This is a genomic window from Gordonia westfalica (assembly GCF_900105725.1).
GTDB lineage: Bacteria > Actinomycetota > Actinomycetes > Mycobacteriales > Mycobacteriaceae > Gordonia > Gordonia westfalica.
The window spans coordinates 4,262,489-4,285,874 of the sequence record NZ_FNLM01000034.1 but is presented as its reverse complement, the minus strand read 5'-3'; the positions used below and the strand labels follow the sequence as shown (position 1 = coordinate 4,285,874).

At 67.6% G+C, this 23,386-nt stretch carries 21 protein-coding genes and 1 other annotated feature; of the genes, 10 read left to right on the top strand and 11 right to left on the bottom strand.

Features of this window, described 5'->3' with window-relative positions:
• Positions 1 to 134: 134 nt before the first annotated feature.
• From BLU62_RS25105 to BLU62_RS25095, 3 genes are read left to right on the top strand one after another with little or no spacing between them, the layout of a single operon-like run.
• Positions 135 to 980, top strand: coding sequence for a carotenoid biosynthesis protein (locus tag BLU62_RS25105; protein WP_084811884.1), 846 nt, complete (start codon positions 135 to 137; stop codon positions 978 to 980).
• A complete protein-coding gene (locus tag BLU62_RS25100; protein ID WP_074853272.1) occupies positions 967 to 2,100 on the top strand; it encodes a glycosyltransferase family 2 protein in 1,134 nt (377 codons plus the stop codon). Before BLU62_RS25105 ends, BLU62_RS25100 begins: the two co-directional genes overlap by 14 nt.
• Complete coding sequence (locus BLU62_RS25095) at positions 2,097 to 3,590, top strand: phytoene desaturase family protein (RefSeq protein ID WP_074852552.1); 1,494 nt, start codon at positions 2,097 to 2,099, stop codon at positions 3,588 to 3,590. The genes BLU62_RS25100 and BLU62_RS25095 overlap by 4 nt, the downstream gene beginning before the upstream one ends.
• A gap of 459 nt (positions 3,591 to 4,049) precedes the next feature.
• On the opposite strand, the gene BLU62_RS32980 is transcribed toward BLU62_RS25095, so the two are convergent.
• Positions 4,050 to 4,202: a transposase gene (locus BLU62_RS32980; protein WP_159441583.1), complete on the bottom strand. Its 153-nt coding sequence runs from the start codon at positions 4,200 to 4,202 to the stop codon at positions 4,050 to 4,052.
• A gap of 45 nt (positions 4,203 to 4,247) precedes the next feature.
• Here BLU62_RS32980 and BLU62_RS25080 point away from each other — a divergent pair.
• Positions 4,248 to 5,548, top strand: a protein-coding gene (locus BLU62_RS25080) for an IS3 family transposase (protein WP_099047828.1) whose coding sequence is annotated in 2 segments (ribosomal slippage) — positions 4,248 to 4,521 and positions 4,521 to 5,548 — 1,302 coding nt in all. Because the reading frame shifts where the segments join, the coding sequence is not laid out codon by codon here.
• Positions 4,520 to 4,651, top strand: a sequence feature (AL1L pseudoknot). (Overlaps the previous gene by 132 nt.)
• Here BLU62_RS25080 and BLU62_RS25075 read toward each other — a convergent pair.
• The 5 genes from BLU62_RS25075 to BLU62_RS25055 form a co-directional block, all read right to left on the bottom strand.
• The gene (locus tag BLU62_RS25075) at positions 5,540 to 6,808 is read right to left on the bottom strand and encodes an IS1380 family transposase (RefSeq protein ID WP_084811883.1); all 1,269 of its coding nucleotides are present in this window, start codon (positions 6,806 to 6,808) and stop codon (positions 5,540 to 5,542) included. The two genes, BLU62_RS25080 and BLU62_RS25075, sit on opposite strands and share 9 nt — an antisense overlap.
• Positions 6,809 to 6,979: 171 nt before the next feature.
• Positions 6,980 to 8,578 (bottom strand): phytoene desaturase family protein, encoded by a 1,599-nt coding sequence (gene crtI, locus BLU62_RS25070; RefSeq protein WP_074852550.1) that lies wholly within the window; start codon positions 8,576 to 8,578, stop codon positions 6,980 to 6,982.
• Positions 8,575 to 9,486, bottom strand: coding sequence for a phytoene/squalene synthase family protein (locus tag BLU62_RS25065; RefSeq protein ID WP_074852549.1), 912 nt, complete (start codon positions 9,484 to 9,486; stop codon positions 8,575 to 8,577). Before BLU62_RS25065 ends, crtI begins: the two co-directional genes overlap by 4 nt.
• On the bottom strand, positions 9,483 to 10,040 hold the full coding sequence (idi, locus tag BLU62_RS25060) for an isopentenyl-diphosphate Delta-isomerase (protein WP_074852548.1): 558 nt from the start codon (positions 10,038 to 10,040) through the stop codon (positions 9,483 to 9,485). Before idi ends, BLU62_RS25065 begins: the two co-directional genes overlap by 4 nt.
• 161 nt (positions 10,041 to 10,201) lie before the next feature.
• On the bottom strand, positions 10,202 to 10,816 hold the full coding sequence (locus tag BLU62_RS25055) for a TetR/AcrR family transcriptional regulator (protein WP_074852547.1): 615 nt from the start codon (positions 10,814 to 10,816) through the stop codon (positions 10,202 to 10,204).
• 93 nt (positions 10,817 to 10,909) lie between these two features.
• Between BLU62_RS25055 and BLU62_RS25050 the strand changes: the two genes are divergently transcribed.
• On the top strand, positions 10,910 to 11,932 hold the full coding sequence (locus BLU62_RS25050; RefSeq protein ID WP_074853269.1) for an ABC transporter permease: 1,023 nt from the start codon (positions 10,910 to 10,912) through the stop codon (positions 11,930 to 11,932).
• On the opposite strand, the gene BLU62_RS25045 is transcribed toward BLU62_RS25050, so the two are convergent.
• From BLU62_RS25045 to BLU62_RS25035, 3 genes are all read right to left on the bottom strand, one after another.
• Positions 11,933 to 12,664 (bottom strand): CDP-alcohol phosphatidyltransferase family protein, encoded by a 732-nt coding sequence (locus tag BLU62_RS25045; RefSeq protein ID WP_084811882.1) that lies wholly within the window; start codon positions 12,662 to 12,664, stop codon positions 11,933 to 11,935.
• Positions 12,654 to 13,565 (bottom strand): YhjD/YihY/BrkB family envelope integrity protein, encoded by a 912-nt coding sequence (locus BLU62_RS25040; protein WP_074852546.1) that lies wholly within the window; start codon positions 13,563 to 13,565, stop codon positions 12,654 to 12,656. The genes BLU62_RS25045 and BLU62_RS25040 overlap by 11 nt, the downstream gene beginning before the upstream one ends.
• Positions 13,566 to 13,637: 72 nt before the next feature.
• Positions 13,638 to 14,258, bottom strand: a complete 621-nt coding sequence (locus BLU62_RS25035; protein ID WP_074852545.1) for a LysE/ArgO family amino acid transporter — start codon at positions 14,256 to 14,258, stop codon at positions 13,638 to 13,640.
• Between the two features lie 85 nt (positions 14,259 to 14,343).
• Between BLU62_RS25035 and BLU62_RS25030 the strand changes: the two genes are divergently transcribed.
• On the top strand, positions 14,344 to 15,252 hold the full coding sequence (locus tag BLU62_RS25030; protein ID WP_074852544.1) for a LysR family transcriptional regulator ArgP: 909 nt from the start codon (positions 14,344 to 14,346) through the stop codon (positions 15,250 to 15,252).
• A gap of 21 nt (positions 15,253 to 15,273) precedes the next feature.
• Here BLU62_RS25030 and BLU62_RS25025 read toward each other — a convergent pair whose 3' ends face one another.
• Together BLU62_RS25025 and ku are read right to left on the bottom strand one after the other, a co-directional pair.
• Positions 15,274 to 16,605 carry an MFS transporter gene (locus BLU62_RS25025; RefSeq protein WP_074852543.1) on the bottom strand — a complete coding sequence of 444 codons (1,332 nt, stop codon included), beginning with the start codon at positions 16,603 to 16,605 and terminating at the stop codon, positions 15,274 to 15,276.
• Between the two features lie 60 nt (positions 16,606 to 16,665).
• On the bottom strand, positions 16,666 to 17,622 hold the full coding sequence (gene ku / locus BLU62_RS25020; RefSeq protein WP_483099064.1) for a non-homologous end joining protein Ku: 957 nt from the start codon (positions 17,620 to 17,622) through the stop codon (positions 16,666 to 16,668).
• Between the two features lie 119 nt (positions 17,623 to 17,741).
• On the opposite strand from ku, the gene BLU62_RS25015 reads away from it, so the two are divergent.
• The 4 genes from BLU62_RS25015 (at position 17,742) to BLU62_RS25000 (ending at position 23,382) form a co-directional block, all read left to right on the top strand.
• Positions 17,742 to 20,132 carry an ATP-dependent DNA ligase gene (locus BLU62_RS25015; RefSeq protein WP_074852541.1) on the top strand — a complete coding sequence of 797 codons (2,391 nt, stop codon included), beginning with the start codon at positions 17,742 to 17,744 and terminating at the stop codon, positions 20,130 to 20,132.
• Positions 20,132 to 21,652, top strand: coding sequence for a DHA2 family efflux MFS transporter permease subunit (locus tag BLU62_RS25010; protein ID WP_074852540.1), 1,521 nt, complete (start codon positions 20,132 to 20,134; stop codon positions 21,650 to 21,652). The genes BLU62_RS25015 and BLU62_RS25010 overlap by 1 nt, the downstream gene beginning before the upstream one ends.
• A 52-nt stretch (positions 21,653 to 21,704) precedes the next feature.
• Positions 21,705 to 22,478 (top strand): dienelactone hydrolase family protein, encoded by a 774-nt coding sequence (locus BLU62_RS25005; protein ID WP_074853265.1) that lies wholly within the window; start codon positions 21,705 to 21,707, stop codon positions 22,476 to 22,478.
• A gap of 166 nt (positions 22,479 to 22,644) precedes the next feature.
• Positions 22,645 to 23,382 carry a metallophosphoesterase family protein gene (locus BLU62_RS25000; protein WP_074852539.1) on the top strand — a complete coding sequence of 246 codons (738 nt, stop codon included), beginning with the start codon at positions 22,645 to 22,647 and terminating at the stop codon, positions 23,380 to 23,382.
• Positions 23,383 to 23,386 lie beyond the last annotated feature (4 nt).

The window sequence follows — 23,386 nt, the reverse complement described above, 5'->3', positions numbered from 1 at the left end:
TGCCTGAGGTGCGAGGAGCCCAAGCCCCAGTACCTTCGCTGCCTGAGGTGCGAGGAGCCCAAGCCCCAGTACCTTCGCTGCCTGAGGTGCGAGGAGCGCAAGCCCCAGTACCTTCGCTGCCTGAGGGGCGAGGATTGCAAGCGACGAGCCTCGAAGGCCTGCCGAGCCGATCACCCCACCGTCACCACCTCATCCCGCTCGCGTGGGTTCTTCTCGCCGCGACCATCGGGGTGCAGATCGCTTTCCCGCTCACCGGCGGCGGGACTCTCCCACTCACCGTCGCCAGCGTGGTGTTGCTGGCCTCGGCCTCGACGCTTCATCTCGCCGCCACGCGCGGCGTCGGTGCTGCGATCGCGCTGGTGGTCATCGCCGGAGGCGGCGGCCTCGTCGCCGAGGCAATCGGCGTCAGCACCGGATTCCCCTTCGGCACATACGACTACACCGACGGCCTGGGAACCAAGGTTCTCGGCGTTCCGGTTCTCGTACCCCTGGCCTGGATCATGATGTCGTGGCCCGCGCTGGCCGTGACACGACGACTCGTCGGCGCCATGCGGCTGTCCGGCACGAGTGCGCGCGTGGTGACCGCATTCCTGGGGGCGTATGCTCTGACGGCCTGGGATGTCTTCCTCGACCCCCAGATGGTCGATCAGGGCCACTGGGCGTGGCAGTTCCCCGACCCGTCGCTGCCCGGGGTCGACGACATCCCGCTGACCAATTTCGCGGGCTGGCTGCTGGTTTCGTTTCTGATGATCTCCATCCTGGACCGCGTGATCGGCACCCGGAGCGAGAGGTTCGACGACGCGGTACCCGTCACCGCCTACCTGTGGACCTACTTCTCATCGGTGATGGCACATGCGGTGTTCTTCGGTCGTCCGACGGTCGCACTGACCGGTGCGGTGATCATGGGTGTCGTCGCGCTGCCGCTGCTCGTGATCGAGGTGCGTTCGCTCCGGTCCAGGAGACATGGTGCGAGCGTCTGACATCTGGCGTCGCACGGTGGCGGTCGGCACCGGCCTCTCGCTGGCATCGCTCGCTCTCACCGTCGACAACGCGATCCGCGTCCGCCGACCCGGTCTGGCGGACATACCTCCCGCGGAACCCCTTTCGGTGCTGATCCCGATGCGGAACGAGGTCGCCAGGGCCGAGCGTTGCCTCACCGCCGCCCTCGAAGCCATCGATCGCTGGCCCGGACCGGCCCGCGTGCTCGTGCTCGACGACGGTTCGGTCGACGGAACCGATGCACTGCTGGCACGACTGGCCGCGCACGACGACCGGATCGAGGTGTTCGAGGGTTCCCCACCCCCGGCGGGGTGGCTCGGGAAGTCCTGGGCCTGCCGGCAACTGGCCGACCATGCCTACACCGACGGAATCCTGGCCTTCGTCGACGCCGATGTCGTGCTGGAGCCGCACGCCTTCACGTCGTCGTTCGCGTTGTTGCGCAACGCCGGACTCGATCTGGTCAGCCCCTATCCACGGCAGGTCGCGACCAGCGCGGCCGAACGACTGGTGCAGCCGTTGTTGCAGTGGTCGTGGCTCAGCACGCTGCCCCTCGGTCTCGCGGAGAGTTCTCCGCGCGAATCCCTGACGGCCGCGAACGGCCAGTTCCTGATGGTCGACGCCGGGACCTATCGGCGCTCCGGTGGTCACGAGGCCGTCCGCGACGTGGTGCTGGAAGACATCGCACTTCTCCGCGCGATCAAGGCCGGCGGGGGCCGCGGCGTGGTCGCCGAGGGAAGCACCGTGGCGACCTGCCACATGTACGACGGATGGCGTGAAGTCCGTGCGGGATACCGCAAATCGCTCTGGTCCGCGTTCGGTTCCCCGGCCGGGACATCGGCGGTGACCGCCGGCCTCTGCCTGATGTACGTGGTGCCGCCCCTGGCCGCGCTGACCGGGTCACGAACCGGCCTGGTGGGATATCTCGCCGGTGTCGCCTCGCGACTGGTGGCCGCTCGCTGCACCGGCGGGCGAACGTTTCCCGACGCCTTCGGCCACCCTGCGTCGATCGCCCTCTTCACCTTTCTCGCAGCTGATTCGACGCTCGCCCGACACCGCGGCGAGCTCCACTGGAAGGGTCGCACCATCGAGGTTCCCCGATGAGCCGGGTCATCGTCATCGGCGCGGGTGTCGGCGGACTCGCTGCTGCGATGCGCCTGCAGGCGGCCGGCCATGAGGTCACCGTGCTCGAGCAGTTCGATTCCGTGGGCGGCAAACTCGGCGTGATCGAGCACGACGGCTTCGTCTTCGACACCGGGCCGTCCCTGGTGACCATGCCGCACGTCCTCACCGAACTGTTCGCCGACACCGGGGCACCGGTGCACGACGTCCTCGACCTCCGACGTCTCCCGGTCGCGGCACGGTATCGCTTTCCCGACGGCACGGTCCTCGATCTGCCCGACACCCTCGACGCCATCCCGCCCGCACTCGATGCGGCGCTCGGGCCCGGCCGCGGGGACCAGTGGTCGTCGTTTCTCGGTCGCGCCGAGTCGATCTGGGACGTCACCCACGGCCCCTTCCTCGAATCGCCGATGAGTGTGCGGACGATGATCGGCGGGATCGCGACCCCGTCCGACGTGCGTACCGTCGCGCCCTGGAAGTCGTTGCGCGGTCTGGGTACCGAGTATCTCGACGACCCCCGGCTCGCGATGCTCCTCGACCGCTACGCCACCTACACCGGATCGGATCCGCGTCGTGCACCAGCCGCGCTCGCGTCCGTCCCGTGGGCCGAACAGGCCTGGGGCTCTTGGTATGTGGGCGGTGGGCTGGGAAGAATCGCGACCGCGATGCGGGATCGGCTGCTCGCGCTCGGCGGCCGGATCGAGTTCGGGGTCGAGGTGTCCCGGGTCTCGACAGATGATCGCGGCCGCGTCGACGGGGTTCTTCTCGCCGACGGCGGACACGTTCCCGCCGACATCGTCGTGGCGAATGCCGACGCCCGGCAGGTGTACGACCGCCTCGTGCCGCGCCGTTCCGGTCGCATCCCGTCCACGCTGCTGCGACGCTCGACGCCGTCGCTGTCGGGATTCGTTCTTCTTCTCGCCCTCGACAATCCACCCGCTGACCAGGCGCACCATCACGTGTTGTTCGCCGAGGACTACGACGAGGAGTTCGACGCCGTCTTCGGATTCAACGGCCCACCGCGGCCCGTGACCCGGCCGACCGTGTACATCTCAGCGCCCGACGATCCCGAGATCGTGCCCGGGCCCGACACCGGCGCCTGGTTCGTGCTCGTGAACGCCCCGCGTCACGATCCCGAGCATGGAGTGGATTGGGACGCACCAGGACTCGCGGAGAGCTACGCCGATCAGATCATGCAGGTGATGGCCGACCGCGGCCTCGACGTCCGCGACCGCGTCCGCCATCGCCTTCTGGTCACGCCGGCCGATCTGGAACGACGCACCATGACGCCCGGCGGGTCGATCTACGGCTCGTCGTCGAACGGCCCGCGCGCAGCGTTCCTACGGCCGAAGAACACGTCTCCGGTACCGGGGCTGTACCTGGTGGGCGGGTCGTCGCATCCGGGCGGCGGACTGCCGCTGGTGATGATGTCGGCGAAGATCGTGGCGGATCTGATCGAAGGCGCACGGTAGCCGAGCACCCTCACCGCCGCCGAGTAGGCCCGAGGGCCGTATCGAGGCCACCGACCGCTCCCTGAGGCGCGAGCGAAGCGCCCCCCACTGCTCCCTGAGGTGCGAGCGCAGCGCCCCCACTGCTCCCGCTCCCTGAGGTGCGAGCGCAGCACCCCCACTGCTCCCTGAGCTGAGGTGCGAGCGCAGCGAGCCACGAAGGGTCGGCGAGATTATCTCACCAACCCTTCGTGGCTCGTCGCTAACGCTCCTCGCACCTCAGGGAGCGAGCGGGCCATCGCACCTCAGCCTGAATCTTTCACGGTTGAGTGGGTTTTCGCTGATCGGTTGTCGGTTCGGTGTGCGGTGGTCGGTACTGGTGTGTGGGCGGGGTGGATCGCCAGCGTTCGGTTCGCTGGTTGTTCGGGTTCCTGGGGCGGGGGTTGGGGGCGGCTGTGACCGGGTGCGTTGACCGGGGGCTGGTTACGCGGCGAGGCGTTGCCAGCCGTGGCGTATGTGGTGGTTGTAGGGCCAGTCGGTGGGTAGTCGCAGGGTGGTGGTGCGGGCGTGGGTGATGATTTTGCCGGCGACGGTGAGCAGGCGGTGGCGCAGGCGTTTGGGTTCCCAGTGAATCACCCCAGGTTTGATACCGCTTCCTTCTGAGTCAGGAAGGATGAGCACATGCCTAAGAAAATCGACCCGGAGGTCCGTTCGAGGGCCTTGCGGTTGCTGGAGACCCACGGCGGCGAGTACACGTCGTTGACTGCCGCGGCCGAAGCGATCGCCAAGCAGGTCGGTGTCGGCGGGGAGACGGTACGTCGATGGGCCGTACAAGCCCAGATCGATGCCGGCGCCCGCTCCGGGACCACTACGAAGGAGTCCGCCGAGATCAAGCGCCTCAAGGCCGAGAACAAGCAGTTACGAGAAGACGTTGCCATTCTGAAAGCAGCGACAACTTTCTTCGCGGGGGAACTCGACCCCCGCAACCGATGATCGTGGCGTTCATAGATCAAATGCGCGCCAACGGGTTTGCGGTCGAGTCGATCTGCCGGGTCCTGCGTGGGCAGGGCTGCCAGATTGCCGCACGAACCTACCGGGCATGGCGATCACGCACGCCTGCCGCACGGACGGTCTCTGATGCCCACGTCGTCGATGCGGTGCGCACTGTCGTCTGGCGCACCGGTGACGACGGCCGGCGGAAGATGACTCCCGAGGGCCTCTACGGGCGGGTGAAGATGCGCGCCCATCTGCATCGCACAACTCTGCCTGGGGTGTCCTATGGCGCCGTTGATCGAGCGATGAAAGTGTTAGGCCACCAAGGAATTCGACGGTCGAAGGGAGTCCGAACGACCGTCAGATCCGCTGATGGTGTCCGCGCGGAGGATCTGTTGAACCGACAGTTCAGTGCTGCCGAACCGAACCGGGTTTGGGTGACCGATTTCACCTACTGCCGGACCTGGGCTGGGTGGGTGTATGTGGTGTTCATCATCGACGTGTTCTCCCGTCGAATCGTGGCATGGCATGCCTCGACATCGAAGTCGGTGGAGTTGGTGACAGTCCCGCTTCGGATGGCACTGTGGCAGCGCAATCGGGAAGGGCATCCGGTGAAAGCTGCTGAGCTTATTCATCATTCGGATGCCGGAAGTCAGTACACATCGGTTACACTGACTGAGCGTCTGCGACTCGAAGACATCGCAGCGTCGATCGGATCGGTCGGGGACGCCTACGACAACGCGCTGGCCGAGTCGGTGAACGGCTTGTACAAGACCGAGTGCATCCGGACCACGATCTTCCACTCCGGCCCGTACCGGACGATCTCCGACGTCGAGTTCGCGACCGCTGGTTGGGTCGACTGGTACAACAACAGCAGGTTGCACTCGAGTATTGGCCAGATTCCCCCGACCGAGTTCGAAACGCTCCACTACGCTGGCCTCGGCCCCGAGGACCAGCCCACATTGGAGGCGGCACAAAACCTAGGGTGATTCACAGCGGCGGATGGGGTGGTGGCGGTGGTAGCCCAGGGTTTGGGTCCAGGCGAGCAGGTCGGAGGCCAGGGCGACGATGTCGAGCCAGAGTTGATTTTTGGCGAATGAGTCGAAGGGCAGGTTGGCCATGCCGGTGTCTTTGAGGCAGCGGATACGGTCTTCGGCGCGGGCGCGTTGGCGGTGACGTAGTTCCAGGGTCGGCAGGGTCCAGCCGCGGCCGCGGGTGTTGGTGGCGAACACGGTGTAGCGGCGGCCCTCGATGTCGGTGATGAGGTGTTGGGCTCCGTTGTGGGGGTATTCGCGGCGCACGATCAGCCGCATCCCGGGTGGCCAGGGTTCGTAGGCGGTTTCTGCATCACGGACCGGGCGCGGCAGGGTGATCTCGGCGACCTGGGCATCAGCGCGCGGATCGGCATCGTCGTTGGTGATCGCGGTGACCCAGGCAGCTTCAGGCAGCATGGCCAACGCGTCTTTGACCAGTTCGGAGATGGTGAACCCGACCGAGTACTGCAGATTCTGCTCGGCCAGGTGGGCCAGGAACTTCTTGGCACACCCGGCCGAATCGGTACGTATGAGCACCTGGGCGCGTTCGGCGGCGGGTAGCTGGGCCAACGCCGCCTCGAGGGCCGCGATGTGCATGTCGGCACCCTTGGGTGAGGCACCTCCACGCCGTAGGTCCAGGTGCAGGGTCTCCCCGGTGCCGAAGGCGCCGTGGTCGACGAACGAACACATCGGGGAATGCCCGAACACCCGTTTATAGGTTTTCTGGGCCTGTTCTTTCGCCGAGCCGGCCGTCACGGTAGTGGCATCGAGATCGACGATCACCAGCCCGCCATCGACGCTGCCCGCGATGCCCTCCAACGGGCGGGCGGTGGCCCACACCCGCTCCCGCGCTGCGGCGCGAGCCGCACTGATCGCGGTACTGACTGCCTCGACATCAGCAGCTAGCCGGGTGATCACCCGCGACATCGTGGGATCCGAGGCCACCTGCCCGTACACCTGTGGCTGAGCCCGGACCGCGGCCACATCGGCCACGCAGTCACCACCGGCGGCCAAGGTCATCGCCAGATCCAGCACGATCTTGGCCGGGTCGTGGACGGTGGCCGTTGTCCGCCACGGCGCCATGGCCGCGGTCAGGTCGGCGCCCAGGCCCGAGACGTCCACGGTTTTCGTCAGCAACACTGCGCCCGAGGTCGTCACCACCGACTCCGTGCGCGTGGGGTCCACCATCATCTTGGGATACACGTTATTCTTCACCTGCGAGGTGCCTTTCTCCCTGTGACTATTTGTTTGTGGTGAATCAATAATCACAAGGCAGACAGGCACTTTCGCGTATCACACGCCGGACGTCAGCAACATCAGTGAAATATCCAGGCTCAGGGAGCGAGCGGGCCATCGCACCTCAGGGAGCGAGCGGGGCACCGCACCTCAGGGAGCAGTGATTGGCCGCGTCGGTCCCACGGAGCGATCCCCGTTGAGCCGCTTGCGGATCAGTTCCGCGCTGATCAGGCACATCGGCAGGCCGATACCCGGACGCGTGCTCGATCCCGCGTAGTACAACCCCTCGACCTTGCGTGAGCGGTTCGTCGAACGCAGGAATGCGCTCTGACGCAACGTGTGTGCCGGTCCGAGAGCACCACCGCACCAGGAGTTCACATTGTCGACGAAGTCGGCCGGGCCGACGGTGCGGCGGACGACGATGCGGTCGGCGAGGTCGGGAACACCCGACCACTGGCCGATCATCGCGATGGCACGGTCGGCCACCTTCTCGATGTCGGGGTCACCGCCGCCGTTCACGCCACCGTGACCGAGACCGGGATCGGGTGGGACGGGCACCAGGATGAAGACGTTCTCATGATCGGCCGGCGCGACCGAGTCGTCGGTGGCCGACGGCTTGCACACGTAGAGCGACGCGGGATCGGGTATCCGCGTGGGAGTTTCGAAGATGGCGTCGAAGTTGGTCTTCCAGTCCTCGGTGAAGAACAGGGAGTGATGTGCCAGTTCGGGCAGCTCACCGCTCACGCCGAGGTAGGCCAGCACCGCACCCGGCCCCGACGTCGCGCGCTCCCAGTAGCGCTGCGGGAAGGTCTGCAGATCATCGGGCAGGAGCTTCGTCTCCAGATGATGCAGATCGGCCGCGCCGACGACGATGTCGGCGGGCACATCTCGTGTTCCCCCGTCGGATGTCTGCACGCGAACCCCGACCACCTCGGCGCGGCGGCGCAGCCGGCGACCCGGACGTTCCCGCGTGAGCACGGAGGTGGCCGCCGTTCCGGTGTGGATCACCACACCGCGTTCGCGCGCGACGCGTTCGAGTGCGTCGACGAGAGTCGTGAAGCCGCCCTTGGGGTATCGGACCCCGTCGGCCAGATCCAGCCAGCTCATCAGGTGGTACATCGACGGCGTCCGTTCCGGCGACGAGCCGAGGAACACGGCCGGATACCCGAGCACCTGCTGCAACCGTCGGTCGCTGAAGCGCGACGAGATGAACGACTGCAGCGAGCGGGTCAGCAGCGATGCGAGAGTCGACGCGTGGCGCAGTACCGGCAGACTCAGGAACGCGCGCGGGGAGTCGAAGCTGGTGTACAGGAACCGTTCGACGGCAAGGTCATACGCCTGACGCGCGGTCTCGAGGTAGGAATCGAGCGCGGCACCGGCGCCCGGCTCGACCTGCTCGAACACCTCGCGGTTGCGGTCCAGGTCGCCGAAGATGTCGATCGGCGGTTCGTCGGAGCCGTGCTCCCCGAAGAACACTCGGTATCCGGGGTCGAGCCGCACGAGGTCGAGCTGCTCTTCCGTCGAGGTGCCGAGCATCTCGAAGTAGTGGTCGAAGACCTCGGGCATGAGCCACCACGACGGGCCGGTGTCGAACCGGAAGTCGTCCTTGCTCCACAGCCCGGCACGTCCACCGAGGTCGTCGTTCTTCTCGATCACCTCGACGTCGTGCCCGTCGTGGGCGAGCAGCGCGGCGGTGGCCAGGCCGGCGACACCGCCGCCGATGACGACGATGCGTTTACGAGCGGTCATGCGGTCACTCCCCGTGCTCCACGCGGCATTCCGCGGCGGGCGACCGCGCCGGCCGCGATCTTTGCCTTGCCGGCGTTGGGAACCCGGACGCGTTGACGCCTGGCCTCCGACGCCGAGGACTCACGCAGTCGCGCAGTCAGTTCCGCGAACAGGTCGTGGGCGGTGCACACGGCGACACGACTGCTCGCAGGGAGGTGAGGGATGGCCTCCGCCGCAGCGGTGAGGTCGAGGTCGATGTCGTCGAGCCACAGCGACCACGCGTCTTCATCCGGCTTGTCCGGGTTCAGACCGACGAGATACCGACGGCCCAATCCGTCACAGTCCTCGCCGAAGTCGCGCAGGAAGTTGATCTTCTGGAAAGCCGCGCCGAGTCGACGCGCACCCGGTGCGAGGTGGTCGTAGCGCGCATCCGCCTTGGACTCCTCGGCGAGGAACGCCCGCAGGCACATCAGGCCGACGACCTCGGCCGAGCCGTAGATGTAGGCGGCCAGGCTCTCGAAGTCGTGCTCGACCTGCGTGAGATCCGCTCGCATCGAATCGAAGAACGGCGTCACGAGGGCCAGGTCGATCCCGACGCGTCGGGCGGTCCGGGCGAAGGCATGCACCACCAGGTTGCTGCTCGATCCGGTGATCATCGCCGCGGCGGTCTGTTCCTCGAGTTGGTCGAGTTCGTTGCTGCGGTCGACGAGACCCTGTTCGGGGCGCGGTGCGTCGACGATCTCGTCGGCGACCCGGACGAGCGCGTAGATGTTGCGGACGTCGCGGCGGATCGCGGGGGCGAGCAGGCGTGAGGCGAGCCCGAACGAACTCGAGTACGACCTGATCACCAGCGCCGCGCTCGCCTCGGCGACGGCGTCGTACCGCCGGTGCGGCGGGACCACTTCGATATGACCTGGTAGATGCATCATCCGATCGCTCCTGCGGTGTGACGTCGGGGATGGTGGGGATGCGGGCCCGGCAGTTGACGGACCTGGTCGGCGAACCACGGACTGACCGCCCACGGCGTCTTCGCGACGAGGTCCCACACGTCGGGCACCTCGGCCCACGCGTACTCGGCGACCTCATCCGGATTCGGTTCGAGGGCGCCGACCGGACGCGCGACGAAGACGGGGCAGATCTCGTTCTCCACGATGCCGCTCGCGTCGACGGCCCGGTAGCGGAAATCGGGCAGGATGCAGCGCACGTCGTCGACGTCGATCCCGAGTTCACGCTGCGCGTACCGATGCACGGCGTCGACGACGGACTCACCCGGCCGCGGATGGCCGCAGAACGAGTTGGTCCACACTCCCGGCCAGCTGCGCTTGGACAGGGCCCGACGGGTCATGAGGATCCGGTCGCCGTCGACCAGGTGACACGAGAACGCGAAGTGCAGCGGCGTGTCGACGCCGTGCACGCCCTCGCGGTCGGCGGTGCCGCACGGGCGGCCGTCGGCGTCGGCGAGAACCACCGAGTCGTTGGTCATCAGTTCCTCATCAGAAGTCGAGATCGTCGGGGTCGAGAGCAGGTTCTCCCATTCTTCGTCACCGAGGCCCGGATCGGATGGGCCGATCGGACCAGAAGCAGAGCGAGGAGATGTCCCGCGACTCGACGGAGCTCGCCTAGATGGTAGGCAGGTCGGGCGGATCACATCTCGTCGCCGAGGCCCGCTGCACGCATGAGCGCGCACCAGGTGTCCACGTAAGCGTCCACGTCGACGTCACCGACGAGTGACTGCTGCACGACGACGCCCTGCATCACCGAGACCATCGGCAACGCCAGATCTGCGGGTTGACCAGGCAGTTCGTGGCCGGCGTCGCGCCACCGGACCAGGACGTGCTCGAAGACCGCGCGGAGTCCCCGGATGATCTCGCGGACGATCTCCCGCAACTCGGGGTTGTTGGCCGCCTCACCCCAGATGGTCATCACCATCCGGAAGTCTTCGGTGAGCGGTGCGATCTCGGCCAGCACATGCGCCGCGAGTATCCGGATGGCGTCCTCGGGCGACGCGGGAGCGCCGTCACCGTCGACGAGGTCGCCGAGGCCGGATTCGTACGCCAGGAACACCGACCGCGCCACCGCGGCGATCAGTTGCTCCTTGGACGAGTAGTAGGAGTACACCGCGCCGGCGCTCAGCCCCGATTCGCGGATCACGTCGGACATCGAGGCCCGGTGGAATCCCTTCTCGGCGAAGCAGCGGCGGGCGGCGTCGAGAATCTGCTGACTGCGCTCGAGCTTGCGTTCTTCGCTGATCTTCGGCATTCGGCAAGTATAAAACGAATATTCGTTCTTGATTGTTGACCCAGCCGAGCGCATACTTCCAAAAACGAGAGTTCGTTCTTTTTGGAGGCCATGATGACCACGTTTGCCGAAGAGTCGGATCGACAGTCCGCCACCGCGGCGCAGCCGCCCGACGCTCCCGAGGCGCACACCCCGTCGTGGCGCATCGTCGCCGCCCTGGTGCTCGCGATCCCGATCGTGATCAGCACGATCGCCGCGATGTTCGTCTCGCTCGCCGTGGACCCCGAACCGCACGAGGTCCCGCTCGGACTGGTCGCCCCGGCCCCGGCGGCGCAGGCCATCGAGTCGGCGCTGGCCGACCGCGCAGGTGACGACGCCTTCGCGATCGAGCGGTTCGCCGACCCCGCCGCCGCGCGGAGCGCGATCGAGTCCCGCGACATCGCCGGCGCCATCACCGTCGGTCCCGAGGGAGTCACCATCCTGACCGCCGAAGCCGGATCTCCCGCGCTGGCACAGATCGTCGCGGGGGTCGGCACCGGCATCGCGACCGCACAGTCGTTGCCGGTGACCACCGAGTCGGTGGTCGCGCCGCCGTCCACCGACGCACGGGGAACCGGCTTCGCGGCCGGACTGCTGCCGCTGCTCATCGCCGGTATCGCACTCGGTGCATCGTCGGCGATCGCCCTGGCCGGCCGCGTCTGGATGCAGGCCACCGTCGTCCTGCTCGGTCCGCTGGTCGCCGGCCTCGGTTTCGCGGCGGTCTGGTCGTGGCTCGGGGTGATCGACGGACGCGTGATGCCGGTGGCACTGGCGCTCGCGCTGATGATCGGCGCGATCTCCTGGTTCACCGCCGGAGCGGGCGCACTCCTCGGGACGCCGGGCGTCGGCATCGCGGCGATCCTGATGATGCTGATCTCCAACCCGCTGTCCGGGCTCGCGTCGTCGCCGTATCTGCTCCCTGCTCCGTGGGGAACTCTCGGTCAGTGGCTGCCGACGGGCGCGGGCGGCACCCTCACCCGGTCGGTCGCCTACTTCCCCGACGCCTCGATCGCCGGTCCGCTCTGGGTCCTTCTCGGGTGGGTCGCCGTCGGCGCGATCCTGCTGGCGCTCTCCGGCTTCCGGCAGCGACGGGCCTGATCAGGCGGGCAGCCCGCGGGTCTGTCGGAACACCGCGAGCAACAACTGAAGTACGCCGATCACCGCGAGGATCGCACCGATCCCGGCGGTGATCGCCGCCAGCGCCTGAGCACCACCGGCGGACAGACCGACCTGCCAGACGATCGCGGCCATGACCGTCGCGATCACGGCCAGGATGACGCGTGACGGCCGCTCCCACACCGTGACCGCGCCCGGGCCGACCATGCCCGCCGCCTGGGCGGTGGCCCGGATGCCCTCCAGAAACAGCGTGAGCACCGCGATCACCACGCCCAGCCACGGCGGCGCGCCGGCCATCACGACGATCCCGGCGAGGAAGATGTCCGACCACCGGTCGGCCAGCGTGTCGAGGATGCGGCCCCACCGCGTCGCCGCCCCGGTCTGCGCTGCGATGGCGCCGTCCACCCCGTCGAGGACCGCGGCGAGGAGTATGACGAGGGCCGCCACGGCGAACCACCCACGACCGGCGAAGGTCACCGCGAAGGCGATCGCGGTGACCGCGGCACCGCAGACGGTGATCGCGTTCGGGGTGGCGCCGAGTCGCACGAGCGGTCGGGCGCAGGCGCTGCTGAGGAGCACCCACCGCTCGACCCAGAACGAGTCGCGCGGGTCGATGCCGCCGTGCAGCTCCGACCACGCGTCGAGGACGCTCTCCCGTTGCGACCGGCGCGCACGCTGCCTGTCGCGGGCCAGGCCACCCGGTTCAGCCGGCATCGTCACCTGCTCGGGCCCCTGCTCGCCGGACCCCCGCTTTCCGAACCTCACCGAGCGCTTGTCCGACAGCCCATCCCACGATCACCAGTATGTGCAGGACGAAGAGCCAGAGCCCGGCCGCCACCACTCCGCCGATGACGCGCAGACCTCCGTACGGGATCCCGACGTCGATGGGCAGGGACAGGAACAGCAGGAATCCCTGCACGAAGCCCGCGATGAACGACGCCGTGCCGAGCGCCGTCACCGCGGCGACGGCCAGGCTCGGGCCACCCGGCGTCACTTTCCAGTACACCCAGGTCAGTGCGGCGGCGACGGTGAGCCACACCGTGACGAAACCGATGACCACCCGAGCCGCGAGGTCCCAGAAGCCCCCGGTACCACCGCCGTCCGGCGCCAGTCCGGTGATCGACCCGCCCACCGCGACCGCGACGTGCGTCAACGGCGGCACCAGGACGAACAGTGCCAGGATCGACAGGCGGGACCGCCAGCCGGTGAAGCGGTCCTTCTCCGGGTACAGGGTCAGGCACGCGCGGCGGAGGCCCTCGCCGTAGAACGACGCGGGGAACAGGAGCACGAGCGCGCTCAGGGCGGACAGGCCGGTGCCGACCGCGACCGCCTCGTCGAAGACCTCGCGGCCACCCATGGCCGGTGGGATCAGGACGTCCAGGCCCAGCCACGTGCTCGCCGCGTCGGACGCGCCGCGCACCCACGTCGTGGACCAGATGGCCAGCAGCACCCAGGGCACGACCGCGATCGCCGCGTAGTACGTCATTGTGGCCGCGGCGGCGGCGAGGTCGCCGCGGGCGAGGATTCGTCTCGTGCCGGACACCAGCCCACGCACATCGGACGGCGAGATCCGCGACGCTCGCGTCGTCGGCGGGGCTGAGGCACTGAGGGTCACGCCGTCCGGTTTACCCGAAAGTTGCTGCGCCTATTCCGGGCGCGACGGTGCGACGCAGCCGGACCGCCGCGATCAGACCGATGCGAAGAGCGCGATCGCCATGCCGATCATGATGACCGCGACGACACCGTCGAGGATCTTCCACGCCCGCGGGCTGGCGAAGAGATGCGACAGCCGCCGAGCACCCCCGCCGAGCGCGGTGAACCAGAGGATGCTGGCCACGCACGCGCCGATGGCGAAGGCCCACTTGCCGTTTCCGTGGCCGTTGGCGATCGCACCCATGGTCAGGACGGTGTCGAGATAGACGTGCGGATTGAGCCAGGTGAGCGCCAGCGCCGTACCGACGGCGACCCATCGACCGGCGGATTCGGCCTCCTCGGCGTTCGCGGCGATGGCCTCGTTGCTGCGCAGGCAGCGCTTCGCGGCGAGCAGCCCGAGCGCGAGCACGTAGAGACCGCCGACGATCTTGCCGACGGTGATCACCTGTGGATGCGCGGCGACGATCGCGCCGAGTCCGGCCACTCCCGCGACGATCAGCACGACGTCGGAGATCGCGCACACGGCGACGATCGCGCCCGTGTGCCGGCGCGCCACACCCTGCCGGAGGACGAAGACGTTCTGCGGACCGATCGCGACGATCAGGCCGGCGCCGGTGAGCAGGCCGGCGATCGCGGGGAGGAGGTAGGTGGACACGAAAGGAACGCTAAGACCGCCTATCCGATCAGTACAGCGAATGTTTCTAAAGAATCATCAGCTGTTCTTCATCTAGCGTGGTCGCATGGACATCAGTCAGGAAGGTCTGCGCACGCTGGCCGCAGTCCTGCGCGAGGGAACGTTCGACGCCGCGGCGGCGTCGCTGCACATCACGCCCTCGGCGGTGAGCCAGCGGATCAAGGCGCTGGAGTCGGCCGTCGGGCGGGTGGTGCTGCGTCGGACCAAACCGGCGTCGGCGACCCCCGACGGCGAGGTGCTGGTCCGCCTCGCCAGGCAGTGGGAGCTGTTGCTCGCCGAGACCCGAGCCGAGTTCGTCGGCGAACCCGGCGACGACGACACGCCGGTCACCGCGCGACCCCGAGTGCATCTCCCGATCGCGACGAACGCCGACTCGCTGGCAACCTGGTTGCTCCCGGTCCTCGCCCGGTTCCACCGGGACCACGCCGTGGCCGTCGAGGTGTTCCGCGACGACGAGACGCGCAGCAGCGCCCTGCTCAGGTCGGGTGATGCACTCGCCGCGGTGACGTCCGACCCTCTCGCCATCCGCGGCTGCGCCCTGCAATCACTCGGCAGCATGCGGTATCTACCGGTCGCGACACCGGAATTCATCGACGCCTGGCTGTCCGACGGCCTCGATGCCGACGCACTGTCGCGGGCCCCGATGGTCCAGTTCGATCGCAACGACCACATCCAGCTGAACATGGTGGCCGCGTTGGCCGGACGCGCCGTCGACCCGCCCGCGGCCTACATCCCGGCGTCGACGGAGTACCACCGCGCGGTGTCCCTCGGAATCGGCTGGGGCGCAGTGCCGGTCGTCCAGATCCGGGACGCGCTCGACGACGGCCGGGTGCGCCTGATCGCCGACCACCACCTCGACGTCCCGCTCTACTGGCAGTACTGGAAACTCAGTTCGCCTCTGCTGCAACACCTCACGGAGATGGTCATCGCGGGCGCGGCGGAGGTTCTGCGGTAGCCCGGGCGCGGGACCGGCGGGTCACTCGTTCATCGACACCAGCTTCGGCGGCACCTCGTCGTCGAGCGGGTTCTCGATCTCGTCGCGCCACATGCGGGCCGCGAGGTAGAAACCCCACGCGATCGGCACCGGCAGGAGGCCGGCCAGGACGAACGTCGCGGTCAGCCCGATCGCCGCCGAGACCGGGGCGGCGATCGCCATCGACACCGGCATCAGCGCGACCGACACGAAGAAGTCGAGACTCGCGATCCGGCCGAGCAGTGCGGGCGGGACCCGGCGCTGGAGCAGCGTCCCCCACAAGACCATCGGGCCGTCGAACATCACGCCCATGCCGACCCCGGCCGCGACGAACATCCAGGTCGCGTCGGCAACACCCATCAGGACGAGCGGCACGCTCGAGAACGACCATATGCCGAACATGACGGTCAGATACCGCCGCGGCATCGGCAGCGACGCGAACACCAACGACGTGGCGGCCGCGCCGATCCCGAACCCGGCGAGCACCCACGCATGCTGGGAGGCGCCACCGTCGATGCGCTCGCGCAACGCGAAGGGCACCAGCACCTCGATCGGTCCCATCGTCGCCAGCACCAGGACGCAGGCGAAGAACAACGTCCCCCACAGCCACGGGGTGCGGATCATGTAGACGAAGCCCTCGACGAGGTCGACGACAACACCGCCGGCACCTGCGTTCGTGCGCGCGATCTCGGCCTCCGAACTCTCCGGATCGCCCAGTCGTCGCGACGTCACCGGGGTCATCAGCAGATAGCAGAATCCCGACGCGACGGACGCGACGGCGGCGAGCACCACCGCTTGTCCCGGCGCGGTGGCCCCGATGATCGCGCCGGCGATCATCGGACCGACCGCCTGGAACACGACCGGCCGGAAGAAGCCCTCGATACCGTTCGCCGCCTGTAGTTCCGACGCCGAGACCACACCGGGCAGCAGCGCCGAGTACGCCGGGTAGTACATGCCCATCGTGACGCCCGCGAGGAGCGAGGCCGCGACGACCATCCAGAGGTCGAGGACACCGGCCACCGACGCCACACCCACCGCACCGAATGCCAGCATCTTGGTGACCTCGAGGCCGACCATGATGTGGCGCTGCGAAACCCGATCGGCCAGCACACCGCCGACCAGGGTGGAGACGAGCATGCCGACCGCGGCGACACCGGTCGCCAACGACACCTGCCCGGGTCCACCGCCGAGTGCGATGACCTGCCAGATCACGGCTATCGTCCAGATCCCGTCACCGAACATCGCCAGGATCAGACCCGACGCCAACAGCCGGTACTGCTTTCGCGCCAGGGGCTTCAGGGCGCGCGGCAGACGGGTGTCGACGGAGGTGCTCACCCTTCGAGCTTGCCGGACGCGGCGGGTCTCAGGCCAGCGAATATCCGCGGGAGAGCACGATCAGCTGGCTTTTCGGGAGGCCTTCTTGGCCGGCGCCTTCTTGGCGGTGGTCTTCTTGGCGGTGGCCTTCTTCGCGGTGGTCTTCTTCGCCGCGGCCTTCTTCGCGGGAGCCTTCTTGGCGGCCTTCTTCGCCGGGGACTTCGCGGCCGTGTCCGACTCCTCGGACCCGTCGTCGGAGTCTCCCCGGTCCTTCACCGAGGCGCGCAGGGCGGCAAGCAGATCGGCGACCTCCGAGTCCTCTTCGTCCGGCTTCTCCTCGTCCGGCTCCGGGAACGCCTCGCTGCCCTCGGCTTTCGCCTCGATGAGTTTGGACAGCTCGTTCTGGTAGGTGTCCTCGAACTCCGACGGGTCGTAGTCGGAGGCCATCGACTCGATCAGCGACGCCGCCATCTTCAGTTCCTGGTCACGGATCTCGGTGTCCTCGTCGAGGAACCCGAAGTCGGGTTTGCGCACTTCATCCGGCCACAGGAGTGTCTGCAGGGTCATCACCCCGTCGACGACGCGCAGCGCCGCGACCCGAGTGCGATTGCGCAGGGTGAACGACGCGATGGCCAAGCGATCGGTCTCCTCGAGGGCCTTGGCCAGCAGCACGTACGCCTTCGGCGACTTCGACGACGGTTCCAGGTAATACGGCTTGTCGAAGTAGATCGGATCGACCTGTTCGGCCGGCACGAACTCCAGGATCGAGATCTCCGGGCTCTTCTGCACCGGCAGCGTCGACAGGTCGTCCTTGGTCAGGACCACCGTCTCGCCCGACTCCGCCTCGTAGGCGTTCGCGATGTCGGAGTAGTCCACCTCGGTGTCGGTTCCCTCGCGCACGCGGCGATAGCGGATGCGCGTGCCGTCGGAGGAGTCGACCTGATACGACTTCCGATCGTGGCTCTCCGTCGCGGAATAGACCTTGACCGGTACGTTCACCAGGCCAAAGCTGAGATCGCCCTTCCAGATCGAGCGCATGTCGGCCATTCTGCCAGTAGTTCACGCGAGACGTCGGCAACCGGGCACAAACGCGACCGGCGCGGACACCTCTGCGGCGATCGTCGGCCGTTCGACGTCCGGGTGTGGAGAATGGGAGGATGGCAGGCGGAGAGATCCTGGAGGTCGACGGCCGCCGGATCTCGATCACCAATCTCTCCAAGGTGCTCTATCCGGCGACCGGGACCCGCAAGTACGACGTCATCGACTACTACTCGCGCATCGCCGACGTCATGCTGCCGCATCTGCAGGACCGCATCGTCACCCGCAAACGCTGGCCGAACGGCGTGGAGTCGACGCCGTTCTTCGAGAAGGACCTCCCCGACAGCGCACCGGAGTGGGTTCGCCGGTACGGCATCCAGCACAGCGAGCGGGTCATCGAATACGCCCTGGCCGAGGACCGCGCGGCGCTCGTGTGGCTCGCCCAGATGGCCGCGCTCGAGATCCACGTCCCACAATGGCGACTCCCGATCGGACCCGACGGCGAGCGGATGGCGAACCGTATCGTCTTCGACCTCGACCCCGGTCCGCGTGTCCCCCTGCGCGAGACCGCGGGCGTGGCGATGGAGATCCGGAACTGGCTGGGCGGCACCACCACCTACCCGGTGACCAGCGGCGGCAAGGGAATTCACATCTACGCCCGGCTGCCCAAACCGGTGAGCTCGGAAGCCGCCAGGAAGGTCGCGCGGGAGGTCGCGAACGAGTTCGCCCGGCAGAACAGCGATTTCATCACCGCCAACATGTCGAAGAAGATCCGTGACGACAAGGTCTTCATCGACTGGAGTCAAAACAACGCCTCGAAGACCACCCTGTCGCCGTACTCGCTACGCGGACGTGAGCAACCGTGGGTCGCGGCGCCGCGCACCTGGGACGAGATCGCGGATCCCGAGATCGCCCAGTTGCTCTACACCGAGGTCCTCGATCGGGTGGCAGACGTCGGCGACCTCCTCGATGGACTCGACGCGCCGTACGACGACGATCCGGCCACCGACGACGCGCCCGACGAAGCGGACACCCGACCCGACGCGGAGCCACAGGCCGGTCAGATCATCAATCTGCGTGAGTACCGTCGCAAACGCGACGAGTCGAAGACCCCGGAACCCTTCGGCGACGAGGAACATCGGCGACGACTCGAGGAGTCCGACGATGACACGGAACCGGAATCCGGTCCGCGCGCACCGATCTTCGTCATCCAGGAACACCACGCCCGACGGCTCCACTACGACTTCCGCCTCGAACACGACGGGGTCCTGGTCTCGTGGGCCGTGCCCAAGAACCTCCCCACCGACCCGGACCAGAACCGGCTCGCGGTCCAGACCGAGGACCATCCGATGGACTACGCCGACTTCGAGGGCGACATCCCGGCGGGCGAATACGGCGGCGGTCATGTATCGATCTGGGACAAGGGCACTTTCGAGCTGGAGAAGTGGCGCGACAAAGAGGTCATTGTCCGTCTCCACGGTGAGCGCGTCCAGGGCAGGTACGCGCTGATCCGCACCGGCGACAAGAACTGGCTCGCCCACCTCATGACCGACGAACCACGCCCCATCGTGCCCGACAGCCTCACCGACCCGCGGCCGATGCTCGCGACCGACGAGCCGATCGAGAGGCTCGACGAGCGCGACTGGGCGTTCGAGGGCAAGTGGGACGGTTACCGGCTCCTGGTGCGGTCGATAGGCGGCGAGTTCCGTCTCACGTCCCGCTCGGGGATCGACATGACGAAGGATTTCCCCGAATTCGCAAGCATCGCTGACGATCTCGGACTCATGGACGTCGTCCTCGACGGCGAGGCGGTGGCCATCGACTCCACCGGCCGCACCAACTTCACGCTCTTCACCTCGCGCAAGCATACCGAGGAGCCGTACACGCTCAAGCTGCACCTGTTCGACATCCTCTACCTCAACGGGACGTCGTTGCTGCGTAAACCGTGGTCGGTACGACGCGAACTCCTCGAGGAACTCGCGCCCGCATTCCGCCGCTCGGCGTATGTCGACGTCCCCCCGCTGCTGCCGACACCCGCGAGCGCGGCGGTCGAGTACAGCCGCGAACACAACCTCGAAGGTGTTGTCGCCAAGCGCCGCGACTCGGTCTATCAGCAAGGTCGACGCTCCACCAAGTGGCTGAAACACAAGAACTGGAGCGACATCGAGGTCGTCGTCGGCGGGTACCGGCCCGGGCGTGGCAACCGGTCACACACCATCGGTTCGCTGCTGCTCGGCCTGCCCGAGGAGACCGGGCTGCGATACGTGGGCCGCGTCGGCACCGGATTCACCGACGCGCAATTGCGCTCTCTCGCCGAGGAACTCGAGCCGCTGGAGATCTCCCGGTCACCGTTCCTCGAGAAGCTCGACCGCCCCATCGCGTCGAGCGCGGTCTGGGTGCTGCCCAAGATCGTCGGCGAGGTGCGCTTCATGGACTGGACCACCGCCGGCCACCTACGACACCCGAGCTGGCGCGGCATCCGCCGGGACAAGCTCCCCGGAGATCTCTGATGACACATTCCGCCGAGCCACAGTCGAACAGACTCGACCGCTCCGTGATCGTGACCGGTCTCGTGATCGTGTCGGGCATGGTCATGGTGGTTCTCGACACCACCATCGTCAATGTCGCCCTGGAGTCGCTGAGCACCGAACTCGACGCCTCGTTGTCGACGACGCAGTGGGTGGTCACCGGATATCTCCTCGCCGTCGCCCTCGTCATCCCGCTCACCGGCTGGGCGATGGATCGGTTCGGACCCAAGCCGACCTGGATCACCGCGGTGACGCTGTTCGTCGCGGGTTCGGCCCTGTGTGCGGCGGCGTGGTCGATCGAGACCCTGATCGTCTTCCGCATCCTGCAGGGTCTCGGCGGAGGCATGCTCCTGCCGGCCGGGCAGGCAATCATCACCCGCGCCGCAGGACCCGACCGGCTCGGCCGGGCGATGGCCATCCTCGGCGTCCCGATGCTTCTCGGCCCCGTCCTCGGGCCGGTCATCGGCGGCTTGCTCGTCGAGTACACGAGCTGGCACTGGATCTTCCTGGTCAACGTGCCGGTCGGCCTCGTCGCGGTCGCCCTCGCGGTGTGGAAACTGCCGTTCGGCGACAAAGCTCCCGACCGTGACCGTCTCGACCTCCTCGGCCTCGCCGTGCTCTCCGGCAGCCTGGTCTCCCTGCTCTACGGTCTGTCGCGCGCGAGCTCCCATGGTGGCTTCGGCGAGGCCGATGTCCTCGGATGGCTCATCGCCGGTGCCGTGGGTCTGGGCCTGTACACCTGGCACAGTCTGCGCAAGGGCAAGGACTCGATCGTCGACGTCCGGCTCCTCACCAACAAGGTGTTCGCCGCAGGCACCGTGTCGGTGTTCCTGGTCGCGATCGGGCTCTTCGGCGGCATGCTGCTCCTTCCGCTCTACTACCAGACCGTTCGCGGTGAGGGCGCGCTGAACGCGGGCCTGCTGCTCGCCCCGCAGGGCCTCGGCGCGATCGTCGCGATGGTGATCGGCGGACGGATCACCGACCGCATCGGCGCCGGATACGTGGTCCCCGTCGGCGTCGTGCTGGCGATGATCGGCACGTATCCGTTCACCCATGTGGGCTCCGACAGTTCCTACCTGTGGCTGAGTGTTGCCCTCTTCGTCCGCGGCATGGGCCTGGGTTCGGTGATGATGCCGACGATCTCGGCCGCCTACAGCGATCTGAGCAAGGAGGTCGTGACCCGTGCCGCCCCCACCCTCTCGGCGATCCAGCAGGTCGGCGCGTCGTTGGGTAGCGCGTTGCTCGTCACGGCGCTGACGCAGCGACTGACCCACGAGCTGAACTCCCACAAAATCCCGGCCTCCGGTGGCGGCACCGATCAGATCGGTTCCGTCCCACCGGAAGCCATGCCCGTCGTCGGGCCATTGCTGGCCGACGCCTTCGGGTATGCGTTCTGGGTCGCGTTCGCCCTCACTGCGGTGATCTTCGTACCGGCGATGTTCCTGCCGCGGCACCGACCCCGCGGTGCCGACGCCGCACCCGCGCCACCGGCCGGAATCTGACGGTTTCGACGTGAACGACCCGAATGCAACAGCACACCAGGAGGAGTCACGCATGACCCCCGCAGTACACGGCGAGACGATCACAGTGCCCGCGGCCTACGGCGACACCGAGATGTACGTGGCCCGCCCGGCGGACGCGGCCGGGTCGCCGCTACCCGGTGTCCTGTTCATCACCGACGTGATCGGATTGCGCCCCCGTACCCGAGCGATGGCCGACCGGATCGCGTCATGGGGTTACGTCGTCGCGGTACCGCACCTCTTCTACCGCGACGGCACCGCCGCGGAATGGGCGCCGGCCGACGACCTGCTGCTGCCCGAGGCGCGCGACGCATTCTTCAAGAGGGCGATGCCCCGGGCCTCCACCCTGACCTTCGACGTCGCCCGCGCCGACCTCGTCGCCTATCTCGACGCGCTGCACTCGGTGCCGGGCGTCTCGGCCGGCCCGATCGGCGTCACCGGATATTGCATGGGCGGCCGGCTGGCCCTGAATCTGGCGGCGGCCCGTCCCACCGAGGTCGCCGCCGTCGGGATCTTCCACACCGGCAGACTCGTCACCGAGGACGCCGACAGCCCACATCTCCACCTCGTCGACATCGACGCGTTCGTGCTCGCCATCCACGCCGACAAGGACCGGTCGCTGCCGCACACCGCCGTCGCCCAGTTCGAGCATGCGCTCATCTCCAGCGGCGTCACGCATTCGGCAACCGTCTACCCGGGTGCCGCACACGGTTACACGATGTCCGACATCGCCGCATATCACCACGAGGCCTGCGAACATCATTTTGCCGAACTCGAGGCCCTGTTCCGGCGAACCCTCACCGCGTGAGCGCCGGCCTGGACGAGTGCGCCATCAGACCTGCCGATTGGTCTGACGAATGAGTCACACCATCGGGAGTGGAGAGTGTTTCGACTCGCGGCGGCCCCGTGGTGCGCGTGGAGGCCGCCCCTAGGACTAGCCTCGTGGAAGTCAGTGACCGTGACAGGAGCTTTTCGTGTTCGTTGTCGCCCACATCAGCGACCTTCATTTCAACGGGACGCGGTTCAACCGGAGCCGCATCCAGTCGACGCTGAGTTACATCAATGCGCGAGCGGCCGGAATCGACGTCCTGCTGGTCACCGGTGACATCGCCGACGAGGGCGCGCCGAGCGAGTACCGAGAGGCCTTCGGCGTTCTCGACAGTCCCCTGCCGATCCTCATCACCGCGGGCAACCACGACGTCCGCGAACCGTTCAGCGCCACCCTGCTCGGCGCCGAGACGTCGGGACCGATCAACCATGCCCGACGCGTCGGCGACGTGTTGTTCCTGATGTGCGACAGCTCGATCCCCGGACGCAACGACGGTTACCTCGACGACCGGACGATCGCCTGGATGTCGGCTCAACTCGAGTCCGAGGGCCCGGACACACCTGTCTTCATCGCGTTCCATCACCCGCCGGTCGAGCTGCACATGCCCTTCATGGATTCGATCCGGCAGACCGGCGAGGAGCGACTGATCCCGCTCGTCGAGCACCACCCCAACATCGTCGCGTTCCTGTGCGGCCACGCGCACACACCGGCGGTCACCCGTTTCGCCGACCGACCGCTGTGCCTCGCGCCTGGTGTCGCATCGACACTGAATCTGCCGTTCGAGGGCACCGAGATCGTCAACCGCGGCCAGCCGCCGGGCATCGCCTTCCACATCTACGACAAAGGCCGGCTCGTCACACATTTCCGCTCGGTCATGTTCTGACGGC

Coding starts and splice junctions, on each gene's coding strand:
- BLU62_RS25095 (WP_074852552.1), top strand. CDS start 2,097: ATGAGCCGGGTCATCGTCATCGGCGCGGGTGTCGGCGGACTCGCTGCT.
- crtI (WP_074852550.1), bottom strand. CDS start 8,578: ATGACCGCTCGTAAACGCATCGTCGTCATCGGCGGCGGTGTCGCCGGC.
- BLU62_RS25065 (WP_074852549.1), bottom strand. CDS start 9,486: ATGATGCATCTACCAGGTCATATCGAAGTGGTCCCGCCGCACCGGCGG.
- idi (WP_074852548.1), bottom strand. CDS start 10,040: ATGACCAACGACTCGGTGGTTCTCGCCGACGCCGACGGCCGCCCGTGC.
- BLU62_RS25055 (WP_074852547.1), bottom strand. CDS start 10,816: ATGCCGAAGATCAGCGAAGAACGCAAGCTCGAGCGCAGTCAGCAGATT.
- BLU62_RS25050 (WP_074853269.1), top strand. CDS start 10,910: ATGACCACGTTTGCCGAAGAGTCGGATCGACAGTCCGCCACCGCGGCG.
- BLU62_RS25045 (WP_084811882.1), bottom strand. CDS start 12,664: ATGCCGGCTGAACCGGGTGGCCTGGCCCGCGACAGGCAGCGTGCGCGC.
- BLU62_RS25030 (WP_074852544.1), top strand. CDS start 14,344: ATGGACATCAGTCAGGAAGGTCTGCGCACGCTGGCCGCAGTCCTGCGC.
- ku (WP_483099064.1), bottom strand. CDS start 17,622: ATGCGCTCGATCTGGAAGGGCGATCTCAGCTTTGGCCTGGTGAACGTA.
- BLU62_RS25015 (WP_074852541.1), top strand. CDS start 17,742: ATGGCAGGCGGAGAGATCCTGGAGGTCGACGGCCGCCGGATCTCGATC.
- BLU62_RS25010 (WP_074852540.1), top strand. CDS start 20,132: ATGACACATTCCGCCGAGCCACAGTCGAACAGACTCGACCGCTCCGTG.
- BLU62_RS25005 (WP_074853265.1), top strand. CDS start 21,705: ATGACCCCCGCAGTACACGGCGAGACGATCACAGTGCCCGCGGCCTAC.